Origin of the sequence: Vibrio sp. CCB-PB317, from assembly GCF_022808245.1 — a bacterium.
Taxonomy (GTDB): Bacteria; Pseudomonadota; Gammaproteobacteria; order Enterobacterales; family Vibrionaceae; genus Vibrio; species Vibrio diabolicus.
In genome coordinates this window covers 778,262-790,462 of record NZ_JALGNU010000003.1, presented here as the reverse complement: position 1 = coordinate 790,462, position 12,201 = coordinate 778,262, and the positions used below count along the sequence as shown (strand labels likewise).

Genomic DNA, 12,201 nt, shown 5'->3' with positions numbered 1-12,201 from the left:
GTATTTATTATGCACGATATTATTCAGCACTTAAAAAGCCAGCACCTTGTTTGGCAAGCAAATTTAACGAAAACAGATCCTCAGCAGTTGCGGACTAGTTCCGGGTTTTCTGAATTAGATGATTTGCTCGGCGGAGGCTTTCCACCTCATGGCGTAGTGGAGATGGAATCTATTGGTAGTATTGGTGAATTGCGTTTGCTCGCTCCTTATTTAAAAGCCACTCAGACCAATGGTGTGACTGCATTTATTCAACCTCCCGCGTTAGTGAATTCTCTGTTCTTACACTACATCGGTTTGGATATAAACCAAGTGTGGGTCGTTAATCCAACTCACCCCAAAGATGCTCTTTGGGCTGCAGAGCAATGTCTGAAAAGTGGGGTATGCAGTAATGTTTTATTATGGCAAGAAGAACTTGAAATACATCAAGTGAAACGCTTACAGGTAGCGAGTGAACAAGGTACTTGCCCTCTTTTTATGCTTAAAAAAGAGACTATCAACCGCTTGTCTTTGCCTGTGTCACTCAGTTTAAAACTGAAAGGTGACAAGCAAGGGATTAATGTTGAAGTACTAAAAAGGAAAGGAGGCTGGAATAGAGGTAGTGTTAGTATCGGCTTCCAACACCATTACCCGCAACTGGTGAAACCATCATCTGAAACTCTGCACTCGACTGTGGTCAATTTCCCACTGGCGAACCAAGGTTAATGATATGGCTTTGTGGATTTACTTGCACTTCCCTCGCCTACAGCTAGACGCACTCTTTGGTGATAACCAAGATCAACCCGTGGTGATTGTCGAAAGCCAACGTTGTCAGATCATTCAATACAACGAGATTGCCGAACAACAAGGCATTAAGCCTGGTATGGGCTTAGGCAGTGCTGCGTCCTTGTGTCGAGATTTACAAGTGCATCCTTATCATCCACAAACCGAATTAAATAAATTACAAGAGGTAGCTCAGTGGTTGTATTTGATCACATCTGACGTTGTGTTGATGCCAAACCAAGGCATTTTGCTGCGTGCCACACCGATGCTCACCCTATATGAAGGGTTGGACAATTACTGGAATAAAGTCAGTGCTCACTTAACTAAACTGCAGTTAAGCTTTCAATTTGGTTGTGGTTTTTCACCTTTGTCAGCCAAGTTAATGGCATTGGCAGGAGCAAATGTTCTTAGTGACGACAAATCTCTTATCGAACAAATGTTATTCCCATTACCTCTGCCTCTAACCGATTTATCGATCTCTATGGTTGAAAAGCTGCACCGCGTAGGCGTTACTTCCTTAAAAGGGTTACTTGAACTGCCATTGCAAGACATCGCACGACGCTTTGATATCGATTTGGTGAACTACGTTGGTCGACTGACAGGGCAGTTCAAGCATCCTGTAGACTTTTATCACCCGACCGAATCCTTCCAAGTTTATTTAGAGCTGTTATTTGAGCTCGAAAACGTCCAGTGGATTGAAAAGCCGCTGGCCAAGTTACTTCGTCAACTCGAAACCTTTCTTAAATTAAGAGATAAGGTCGCTTTTGAGCTGTGTTTAACACTCCACCAGCGTGAGAAACAAGAGCAACACCTTCAACTCACTTCTGCGCAAGGTGATTACCTATGTCAGCGTTGGCAGCAGTTAGCGAGTTTAAGCTTAGAGTCACTCTCGCTCAATGGCCCAGTCACAGGGCTAACGTTAAAAGTCGTCCGTCAAGGTGAGCCTCTTAGTGCATCACGCGATCTCTTTGCTGGGCAAAAAGGGAACATGAATGCTTTAGAACTGCTCTCTTTACTGCAAGCTAAATTGGGGAAAAGTGCCGTGTTAAAACCCAACATCGCTTGCGATCCTAGACCAGAAAAGGCCAGTCAGTATCGCCCTGCTGATGCTCCAGATGAAAAGGAGCACGCCATACCATCCATACTACGCCCCGCAATGCAATTGCCCACTCCCATTGCATTGCAAGAGCAAGTCTCTTTGGTCCACGGACCTGAGCGAATCGTTTCTGGATGGTGGGATGGTGATGAGATCATGCGTGATTACTACATTGCACACACCAAGCAAGGCCGCTGGTTATGGATATTTCGCGATCAGCACAAGCACTGGTTTCTTCATGGCTATTTTTGTTAAATCGACAGTTATTTTTGTTGGGTCATTATGAGTTACGCGGAACTATTTTGTCAGTCTAACTTCTCTTTTTTGACTGGGGCTTCTCATGCAGAAGAGCTGGTACTCCAAGCTGCTTTCTATCGCTATCAAGCTCTAGCCATAACTGATGAATGTTCGGTCGCGGGCGTTGTCAAAGCCCATGCGACCATCGAACAACATAAACTCGATATCAAACAAATCGTTGGAAGTATGTTTTGGTTAAATGATGAATGCCAAATCGTACTGCTTTGCCCTTGTCGCAAGGCTTATGCCGAGTTGTGTCGTATCATCACAAACGCAAGAAGACGAAGTGAAAAAGGCAACTATCAACTGTTCGAATGGGATTTGATGTCGATTCGACATTGCTTGGTATTGTGGCTGCCCACACATCAAGAGAGTGACCACTATTGGGGACGCTGGCTCAATCAACACCACGCTAATCGTTTGTGGGTAGCGATTCAGCGCCATTTGAGTAACAACGATACTGAGTACATTGCGCACTGCGAGCAGTTAGCACATGAATTTCAATTACCTATAACTGCCTGCGGAGGCGTTCTCATGCATGATGTTGAACGCTTGCCATTACAGCATGTACTTACCGCTATAAAGCATCGGTGTAGCGTCGATAAACTCGGTTTTGATCGTATTTCGAATACAGAACGAGCGCTTCGTCCTTTTAAAAAATTGGTTCGGATTTACAAACCAGAATGGCTGGAAGAAAGTACCTACATCGCCGATTTATGCGAGTTTAAGCTCTCCGATTTAAAATACGAATATCCTACCGAGCTGATCCCAGATGGTTATACACCCGACTCTTACTTACGTATGTTAGTCGAGCGTGGTAAAAAGCTGCGTTTTCCTGAAGGCGTGCCAGCAGAAGTCAATCAAACCATCGAGAATGAACTTGCGCTTATTCAAGAGCTGAAATACCACTACTACTTCCTTACCATCCACGACATCGTAATGTTCGCGAAACAGCAAGGCATTCTTTACCAAGGGCGAGGTTCCGCTGCAAACTCTGTGGTGTGTTATTGCCTGGAAATTACCGCCGTCGATCCTCGACAAATCGCTGTCTTATTCGAACGATTCATCAGTAAAGAACGTAAGGAACCGCCGGATATTGATGTGGACTTTGAACACGAGCGCCGTGAAGAAGTTATCCAGTATATTTACAAAAAATATGGCCGTGAGCGTGCAGCACTTTCTGCAACAGTGATCAGCTATCGCTTTAAAAGTGCCGTGCGTGAAGTCGGTAAAGCGCTAGGGATTGAAGAGACCCAATTAGATTTTTTCATTAAGAACGTTAATCGCCGAGATCGCAGCCAAGGCTGGCAAGCTCAAATTATTGAACTTGGCTTACAACCAGAATCTCTCAAAGGGCAGCAGTTTATCCAATTGGTCAACGAGATAATTGGCTTCCCACGCCACTTATCTCAGCACGTGGGTGGTTTTGTAATTTCATCTGGCCCTTTATATGAGTTAGTACCTGTTGAAAATGCCTCGATGGAAGATCGCACTATCATTCAATGGGACAAAGACGATTTAGAAAGCTTGAAGCTATTAAAAGTCGATGTGCTCGCACTCGGCATGTTAAACGCCATCAGAAAGTGCTTTCAACTGGTCGAGAAACACCACCAGCGATCCCTCTCTATTTCTGAGATCACTCGCCGACAAGATGATCCACACGTGTACCGCATGATCCAAAAAGCCGACACGATAGGCGTATTCCAAATTGAATCTCGTGCACAAATGAGCATGCTCCCTCGCCTAAAGCCTGCTTGTTATTACGACTTAGTGATTCAAATTGCAATTGTTCGTCCAGGCCCTATTCAGGGTGATATGGTGCATCCTTTTTTAAAACGACGAGATCAAAAAGAGCCAGTCAGTTATCCATCGGAAGAAGTAAAAAGCGTTCTGGAGCGGACTATGGGCGTCCCTATTTTCCAAGAGCAAGTCATCAAGCTAGCCATGGTAGCCGCAGGGTTTAGCGGCGGCGAGGCCGATCAACTCCGTCGAGCGATGGCATCATGGAAAAAGAATGGCGATCTCGCTAAATTCAGACCAAAACTGATCAATGGTATGCAAGAGAGAGGTTATGACTTAGCGTTTGCTGAGCGCATTTTCGATCAGATTTGCGGCTTTGGTGAGTACGGCTTCCCTGAAAGTCATTCAGCGTCTTTCGCAGTGCTGGCATATTGTTCTGCATGGTTAAAATATTATTACCCAGCCGAATTTTACACTGCATTGTTGAACAGCCAACCAATGGGATTTTATAGCCCATCGCAATTAGTACAAGATGCTCGCCGACATGGCGTCGAAGTATTGCCGGTGTGCGTCAATCATTCAAAATATCAACATCATCTCGTCTCACGTCCGAATGGCAGGCTCGGCGTGCAACTTGGTTTTCGCTTGGTGAAAGGCTTTAACGCAGAAAGCGCACAAAGGCTTATTGAGCGCAAACCACTTAATGGTTACCGATCGATTCAAGAAGTAAAGCAGATATTAAGAAGCCGAAGTGACATTGAATTATTGGCTTCAGCCAATGCATTTCAGGCCTTATCGGGGAATCGTTATAACGCACGCTGGGCAGCAATGGATTCCTTATCTGACCTACCATTGTTTCACAAGGTCGAAGAACCCGGTGTTAGCTACCAAACTCAGCCCTCTGAATATGAAAATTTAATTGAGGATTACGCGAGCACAGGACTATCTCTTAGCCGCCACCCGATTAAATTATTAGAAGAAACGGGCAAACTCCCTCATTTTACCCGCATGAGGCAATTGGCAGAGAAACCGCATAGGTCATTGGTCACAGTGGTAGGCGTGGTAACGGGAAGACAATCTCCAGGCACCGCCGCTGGCGTGACATTTTTTACGTTAGAAGATGACACAGGCAACATTAATGTGGTTGTTTGGCAAGCGACAGCACGAGCCCAAAAGCAAGCGTATTTAGGCGCTAAAGTATTAATGGTGAAAGGCATTCTTGAAAGAGAGGGAGAAGTCACGCACGTTATTGCTGGCAAGTTGATTGATTGCACGCACTATTTGAATAATCTACAAAGTAAATCTCGCGACTTTCATTAGTACAGAGATATTAATAAGCGAGGCGTTAAAAAATCAGAGGGAGAGCTGCTCCCCCTCTGATTTCACTATATCTAATCATGCACTTTTAGAAAGCATCTGGCGTAATCGGTCTTGAGCAACTTCAACCAACAAATCTGGTTGGAATTTAGAGATAAAACGATCACAACCTACTTTTTGTACCATGGCTTCATTAAAGCTGCCGCTCAGAGAAGTGTTCAACGTAATAAACAACTTAGACATACGTGGATCTTGGCGCACTTCATGAGTCAGTTTATAACCGTCCATTTCAGGCATTTCAGCATCCGTAATCATCATCAACAGCTCTTTTTCTACGTCTTTCCCTTCATCACACCAGCGCTTTAAAACTGTTAGCGCTTCTAGTCCGTCACGACACTCGATGATATTCATACCCAATTGAGAAAGCGTATCGCGAACTTGATTACGAGCTGTAGAGGAATCATCCACAATCAGAACATTACGCCCGACCATTGCTTGGGCAAGTTCTTGATCAAGAATGTCCGCTGAAATCGTGACATCGTAATGCACGATCTCTGCTAAAACTTTTTCTACGTCAATAATTTCGACAATTTGAGAGGCATCCCCCTCTTTGATTTGCGTGATCGCCGTGAGGTAATTCGAGCGACCAGACGTGGAAGGAGGCGGCTGAATTTCAGTCCATGCCGTATTAATAATATTCTTGACCGGACCGACTAAGAAGCCCTGCACCGTGCGGTTGTACTCTGTCACGATCAAATTTTCTTCTTCCGCTTCACCACGCAAAGCTGGGAAACCTATCGCGCCACGCAAATCAATCACTGGCACTGCTTCACCTCGTAAAGAAGCGACCCCACGAATGTTGTAGTGTGAGCCAGGGAGCTTGGTTAACGGTGGCAGCTTGATGACCTCTTTCACTTTGAACACATTAATCGCAAACAATTGGCGACTATTTAAAGTGAACAGCAAAAGCTCTAGTCGGTTTTCACCAACCAAGTTCGTACGCTGGTCAACCGTATTTAACACTCCGGACATACTACTACCTAAATTATGGATAATTCTTATTTTTACTCGAAATCAATACAGACACATCAAGGTTCTAAACCCAAATAACCTTAAGATATTTGTTTTTCGAGCATGGCTTGAAAGTACAACGGTTTCAGCGTATTACTTCCCTTCTATTTGCATCAGACACAAAGTCACTCTACACATTGAAAGCCATTTGGGTTTATTTACTTGAGCTTTTTAGGAAATTACATGAATGGCGCAGATATAGCAATGCAGCACAACTCAAATTCACCTTCTAGTAATAGGCGATCAAAAAGGGTGAGCTGTTAAGCCTCACCCTAAATCATCTAAAAATGTATAGGCTCGACACCTAAGCACTTCATCATGTTTGAAGCAATTAGCCTTCCACAACCTTCATCAATAACTGACCATCGTACAACGCTTGCTTGATCAACGCGGCACCAGGCATTGTGGCTTGCTTATAGAAACGAGATTCCACCAGCTCAAGATCTTGGTGATAAACCGGTAAACTCTGCTCTTCGATACAGCGACGCACCGCAGGATAAAGTACATCTTTTGCTTGGTTAATCACACCACCGATCAAGATCTTCTCAGGGTTAAATAAGTTGATCACAATAGCAATTGCGGAACCTAAGTAGCGTCCAAGCTTTTCAATCACATCAACTGCCAACGGATCACCGTTCGCTGCCGCTTCACAAATGCTCTCAATACTCATTTCTTCTTGTTCAGCAAGAATAGAGTCTTCGCCATCAGCAATTCGTCTTACGACTTCTTCACGAATGGCTTGAGAACTGGCAACGGTTTCCAAACAACCAATGTTGCCACAATGACAACGTTTTCCATTTGGATCGATTTGAATATGCCCAAGCTCACCAATGTTGCCGTGACGACCTTGCAAAACGCGCCCATCCAGAATGATGCCGGCACCTAAACCATGGTGAATAGAGATAAGAACGGAGTTGTCATTGTCTTGAGAATGGCCGAAAAGCTTTTCTGCTAATGCCCAAGCTCGCGTGTCATTGGCAATGAAAACTGGCAAGCCCGTTGCTTTGTATATCTCTGGTCCAAGAGCAAGATTTTCGACATTGTAATGAGGCATTTGCAGCACGACACCTTGCTCTGAATTCACAAGGCCAGGCAGCGTAATTGCAATACTGGTAACACGGTCAAGTTGATCCGCGTAAGTTTGGAAGAATTCATCAATTTCGTAGAGCAGACGCTCAAGCACATCGTCTTGGTCACGTTCGTGTATCTCGATTTTAGTATCGATCAACACATCGCCACCTAGCTCATGCAGAGCAATAGTTAAATAACCTCGCCCCAAACGCATTGACAGAAATTGCCACCCTTCGTTGTTGACCTGCAAACCGACGGCAGGTCGACCACGACTCGTCGCTTCTTGTACTGTGGTTTCATGAATCAAGTGCGCTTCAATTAATTCTCGAGTGATTTTGGTGATACTGGCAGGAGCAAGCTCACTCTGCTTGGACAAATCAATTCGAGAAATAGGACCTTTTAGGTCAATTAGTTTATATACACGACCAGCATTGACCTGTTTGATATGATCAATATGGCCCGGTTGAGCCATGTACATCTTGCACTCCGAAATTCTATAACGAGACAATTTTTTTACTTTGCGAACTAATTGTGAAGTGAATTAATAAATCCCCGTGACAAGCATCACGTATAAACCTGTTTGTTTGTGTATTCAATCAAATAACGAAGAATCTACTCCTGTTAAATTGTTTGAAAAATAACTTATTTTTATTCACTAAATTATGAAGTAACTCCTGTTACACCAGCGCATTCTCATCAATAGAGGCAGAAGCCTATGGAATATCTGTCTGTTTTACCGGGATTACTCTTAATGTAAACATTCTGTGCATATACTTATACTCAAGCAGCTTTAAGGTGTGGCTCAGCAACGAGGCAGACCTTGAGAGCGATTGAGGAAAGTAAGGATAGAGTTCAAGTTACCTTTACACATACATTCATCGGAGAATCTATGACTTCCAAACTAAGACGAACAAAAATTGTCACCACGCTTGGTCCTTCAACGGATAAGGACAATGTACTTGAGGAGATCATCAAAGCCGGTGCAAACGTTGTCCGTATGAATTTCTCACATGGAACCAGTGAAGACCACATTCAACGCGCCAAAAAAGTCCGTACCATTGCGGCAAAGCTTGGGCGTCAAGTTGCTATCCTCGGCGACTTGCAAGGCCCTAAAATCCGCGTATCGACCTTTAAAGATGGCCAAGTCATGTTAAATGTGGGCGATAAATTCACATTAGACAGTGATTTACCAAAAGGTGAAGGCAACCAAGAGTCCGTAGGGCTAGATTATAAAGAACTGCCGCAAGATGTTTCACCAAACGACATTCTGTTACTCGATGATGGACGCGTTCAACTGCAAGTCACCAGCGTCGAAGGCAATAAAGTTCATACCCGTGTGATTGTTGGTGGCCCACTATCTAATAATAAAGGGATCAACAAAAAAGGCGGCGGATTGTCAGCCGATGCGCTCACAGAGAAAGATAAAGCCGACATTCTTACCGCCGCAGAAATTCAAGTGGACTACCTTGCTATTTCGTTCCCACGTAACGGCGAAGACATGCATTACGCTCGACGCCTAGCCAGAGATGCAGGCCTTGAAGCCATGTTGGTGGCTAAAGTCGAACGAGCAGAAACCGTCGCGACTAATGAGTCTATTGACGATATTATTCTCGCATCCGATGTGGTGATGGTTGCGCGTGGCGATCTGGGTGTAGAAATCGGCGATCCTGAACTTATTGGCGTCCAGAAAAAACTGATTCGCCGCGCACGCAGCTTAAACCGCATCGTGATTACTGCGACACAAATGATGGAGTCCATGATTACTAGCCCGATGCCAACGCGTGCCGAAGTAATGGATGTGGCCAATGCGGTTCTTGACGGCACTGACGCGGTGATGCTGTCTGGAGAGACCGCAGCAGGTAAATACCCCGTAGAAACGGTCAAATCCATGGCCGAGGTATGTGTGGGCGCAGAAAAGATGTCTGAGGCAAGCCTATCCACTTATCGCTTAGATCGCACCTTCGAAACCGCTGAAGAAACCATCGCAATGGCAACCATGTACTCTGCGAATCACATGGAAGGAATTAAAGCGATGATCTCGTTAACAGAGTCCGGCAGGACTGCGTTGATGATGTCTCGCTTAAGCTCTGGCTTACCAATATTTGCCTTATCACGCAATGAATCCACGCTCAATCGAGCTGCATTATACCGAGGCGTGACACCGGTATATTTCGAGTCAAAAAGTGATGCAGGTTTACCGACAGCTCAAGCTGCGATTGCTAGCCTTAAAGAACAAGGGTTCTTGCACAAGGGTGATTTAGTCATGATCACTCAAGGCGATGTAATGGATGTCGTTGGTTCAACCAACTGCATGCGAATTCTGCAAGCATAACCTTTATACCTAACCCTATTAACCATAGAGATTAGGTACGCACACGAATGAGGCTCCGAAAACTGAGCCTCATTTATTTACACTTCACTTTGTATTTAGCGTATGTCGTCAATACAAAAGGTTATGCACTCTCTCTGCCATCAATTTCAATATTCAGTTGGTCATAGAGTTGAACCAGATTAAACCCCGCCTGAAGTCCGAGTTGATAATCATGCTCTAGTGATTCTTGGTCACTTAACAAAGAAGAAGAACGAAGCCCCTCTTTAGGCGCGATTTGTAAAATGAAAGTGTCGTCAGGTGGAGCAGATATAAAGGCCTGAGTGAGCTCAAATGTTTGATAGTGAATCATCAGCATGTCGGCTAAACCTGAGTCAAAATTCTCACCGATTAAATGGCTTAAACGATACAAATTATCAGCACCGAACAACCAACGGCCTCCATTCAATAGCATTTTTCCGGCAAGCTTCGACTGATGGGCGGCATTAATTTTTTGTTGGAAGAACGAAGCCCAATCCAACTTCCATCGATTCACTTTTTGCTGCCATGATTGCTGCACCGAATTGATAGACTCTCGATACCACTCGACAGGCACATCCCCTACTTCACTTTGCGCTCTCGCTTCAATCTCCGAGAACGGTTCTGTTCGGATGACAATAATGTTGCGAGCATTCTGACGCCACGCTTCTTGAACAGGGATAGAAGCCGACACACCACCATCAACAAACTTATTGCCATTAACGTCGACAGGTCCGTGGTACAACTTAGGAATCGCGCATGTTGCTAACATGGTGTTAAACCACGTTTCACCCAGGATTGGTAAATATTGATCCGATAGCGTCTCCACATTTGTTACCGCTGCAAACGCACCTCGCCCTCCTAGTGCACTGCGGCCTAAATCAAGATCAAGCTTGTAAGGGAAATCTTGAATCCGCTCTAACGCCCACTCTAAACCCAAGTACTGCTGCTTTCGAATATAACGAAACAGATTAAAAAACTCAGGAGACGTTGTCAGTTCGGTAATAAAAGCTTTGCCCATACCGTGTTGACGACATAAGTAAGAGCATAAATTAAGTGCCCCAGCAGAGGTACCGTAGAATTCATCGAAAGGATCAAAGTTGGAAAGTAAAAATGCGTCTAATACGCCAGCGGTAAAAATCCCTCTCTGCCCTCCACCTTGCGTGACTAAAGCAGTTTTTCCATGCCTGAAATGCTCATAAACTTTGACATCAAGCTCAGTGTGGCTTTCTGTGATTATACCGCTGTTACGTATCATAGGCTCACGCCATTTTGTTAAAACGTTTGGTAAAAGTAGTTATCTTAAGCCGTTGTAATCGCAATGATACCAAACGACAAAAGTACTGCAAAAACAGTCACCACGATGATTAATGCGGATTTTAGATCGTGTTCCATAAACACCTCCTTAATATGTAACAAATTAATAACACCAGTGTGAAATATGTTCAAGATTTGCTTAATTTAGTCGCGCAATTTTGACTAACCCATCACAATTAGCTTAGTCATAATAAGGAGATAGGACATGAACCAAAAACTCAGCTGGCTGATAGGAAGCATACTGCTCAGCACCGCGGTAAGTGCACAAGCCAATATTATCGTTACTCCATTCATAGGCTATACAGGTGGCGGTCAAGTAGAAGACGAAAGTGGCAATACATACGACCTCGATCCCGCAGTGAACTACGCACTTTCAATCGAGACGCCTTTTGAGAAAGGAAGAATTGGATTATTTTACTCCAACCAATCAACAGAACTTGAAAAGTTATCAAATTCGGCAGACATCCATTACCTGCAATTTCAAAGCAGCATGTACTACCCTGTTGCAGAAAACTGGCAAACCTATATTGGTGTTGGCTTGGGAGCCTCTTACACCGATGTTGATTGGGTAGACAAAAAATACGGATTTTCGGCTAGCGCTTTTGCAGGGCTGGAATATGAGTTTTCAAAGAACTTTGCGTTGACAGCCCAATTGAGATGGTTGGGAACGGTCGTTGATAACGATACCTCTGGAGCGTGTACCCTACCTAATGACGGCTCAAACTGCATCATTAAGTTCGATACCGATTGGATGAACCAATTCCAATCAAATATTGGTTTTAGTTTCCGTTTCTAATTTTTTGTACACTTCACTTCGTAGGGCTCGCCACAAAGAGTGCTGGGCGAGTCCTATACAAAGCAGATAGAGAATATCATCTAAACATCATCGCTTAGAAAAGTAACGAAGCATTCTCTAGCGGGGTGCGCAAAAGATAGCCGTACGCCCTAGTTCATCAAAATAGTTTTAAACACCAAGTAGATTATTGGATTCTAGTCATTTATTCCATACAACCAACCAATTCCCCAAACAAAACCACAATCAAACTCAAATTTAACAAGATTAAAACCAGACAACGCATCTGAGTTAACATTTAGATTCTATTGCGCTAAGTATTATTAGAAGTTAGTCTGATCAGTGAAAACAGATAAATATTTCAGTTTTATCAAACACACATCAAAACTTTAA

General features: G+C 44.1%; 9 protein-coding genes. 5 read left to right on the top strand and 4 right to left on the bottom strand.

Going from position 1 to position 12,201, the window contains the following annotated elements; translation table 11 throughout:
* The first annotated feature begins 9 nt into the window (after positions 1-9).
* From imuA to MTR11_RS20860, 3 genes are read left to right on the top strand one after another with little or no spacing between them, the layout of a single operon-like run.
* Positions 10-702, top strand: a complete 693-nt coding sequence (gene imuA, locus MTR11_RS20870) for a translesion DNA synthesis-associated protein ImuA (RefSeq protein WP_243328315.1) — start codon at positions 10-12, stop codon at positions 700-702.
* A 4-nt stretch (positions 703-706) separates the two neighbouring features.
* A complete protein-coding gene (locus MTR11_RS20865) occupies positions 707-2,110 on the top strand; it encodes a Y-family DNA polymerase (RefSeq protein WP_243328314.1) in 1,404 nt (467 codons plus the stop codon).
* Between the two features lie 27 nt (positions 2,111-2,137).
* Positions 2,138-5,212 carry an error-prone DNA polymerase gene (locus tag MTR11_RS20860; RefSeq protein WP_243328313.1) on the top strand — a complete coding sequence of 1,025 codons (3,075 nt, stop codon included), beginning with the start codon at positions 2,138-2,140 and terminating at the stop codon, positions 5,210-5,212.
* Positions 5,213-5,287: 75 nt separating this feature from the next.
* On the opposite strand, the gene MTR11_RS20855 is transcribed toward MTR11_RS20860, so the two are convergent.
* Both MTR11_RS20855 and MTR11_RS20850 read right to left on the bottom strand, forming a co-directional pair.
* Complete coding sequence (locus MTR11_RS20855; protein ID WP_005398212.1) at positions 5,288-6,241, bottom strand: chemotaxis protein CheV; 954 nt, start codon at positions 6,239-6,241, stop codon at positions 5,288-5,290.
* Between the two features lie 370 nt (positions 6,242-6,611).
* Complete coding sequence (locus MTR11_RS20850) at positions 6,612-7,829, bottom strand: ROK family protein (RefSeq protein WP_005398213.1); 1,218 nt, start codon at positions 7,827-7,829, stop codon at positions 6,612-6,614.
* A 411-nt stretch (positions 7,830-8,240) separates the two neighbouring features.
* Between MTR11_RS20850 and pyk the strand changes: the two genes are divergently transcribed.
* Entirely contained in the window at positions 8,241-9,683 is a 1,443-nt protein-coding gene (gene pyk / locus MTR11_RS20845; protein WP_005398214.1) for a pyruvate kinase, read from the top strand.
* Between the two features lie 121 nt (positions 9,684-9,804).
* Here the strand turns inward: pyk and MTR11_RS20840 are convergent, their stop codons facing one another.
* Both MTR11_RS20840 and MTR11_RS20835 read right to left on the bottom strand, forming a co-directional pair.
* Entirely contained in the window at positions 9,805-10,956 is a 1,152-nt protein-coding gene (locus MTR11_RS20840; RefSeq protein WP_048625754.1) for a patatin family protein, read from the bottom strand.
* Positions 10,957-11,000: 44 nt separating this feature from the next.
* The gene (locus tag MTR11_RS20835; RefSeq protein ID WP_005372970.1) at positions 11,001-11,093 is read right to left on the bottom strand and encodes a YnhF family membrane protein; all 93 of its coding nucleotides are present in this window, start codon (positions 11,091-11,093) and stop codon (positions 11,001-11,003) included.
* Positions 11,094-11,220: 127 nt separating this feature from the next.
* Here MTR11_RS20835 and MTR11_RS20830 point away from each other — a divergent pair, with 127 nt between their 5' ends.
* Entirely contained in the window at positions 11,221-11,811 is a 591-nt protein-coding gene (locus tag MTR11_RS20830; protein ID WP_243328312.1) for an outer membrane beta-barrel protein, read from the top strand.
* The last annotated feature ends 390 nt before the right edge of the window (positions 11,812-12,201 follow it).

Bases quoted from the DNA above. Each gene is read 5' to 3' on its own strand.
- MTR11_RS20850 (WP_005398213.1), bottom strand. From the start codon at position 7,829: ATGTACATGGCTCAACCGGGCCATATTGATCATATCAAACAGGTCAAT.
- MTR11_RS20840 (WP_048625754.1), bottom strand. From the start codon at position 10,956: ATGATACGTAACAGCGGTATAATCACAGAAAGCCACACTGAGCTTGAT.
- MTR11_RS20830 (WP_243328312.1), top strand. From the start codon at position 11,221: ATGAACCAAAAACTCAGCTGGCTGATAGGAAGCATACTGCTCAGCACC.
- MTR11_RS20865 (WP_243328314.1), top strand. From the start codon at position 707: ATGGCTTTGTGGATTTACTTGCACTTCCCTCGCCTACAGCTAGACGCA.
- pyk (WP_005398214.1), top strand. From the start codon at position 8,241: ATGACTTCCAAACTAAGACGAACAAAAATTGTCACCACGCTTGGTCCT.
- MTR11_RS20860 (WP_243328313.1), top strand. From the start codon at position 2,138: ATGAGTTACGCGGAACTATTTTGTCAGTCTAACTTCTCTTTTTTGACT.
- MTR11_RS20855 (WP_005398212.1), bottom strand. From the start codon at position 6,241: ATGTCCGGAGTGTTAAATACGGTTGACCAGCGTACGAACTTGGTTGGT.
- MTR11_RS20835 (WP_005372970.1), bottom strand. From the start codon at position 11,093: ATGGAACACGATCTAAAATCCGCATTAATCATCGTGGTGACTGTTTTT.
- imuA (WP_243328315.1), top strand. From the start codon at position 10: ATGCACGATATTATTCAGCACTTAAAAAGCCAGCACCTTGTTTGGCAA.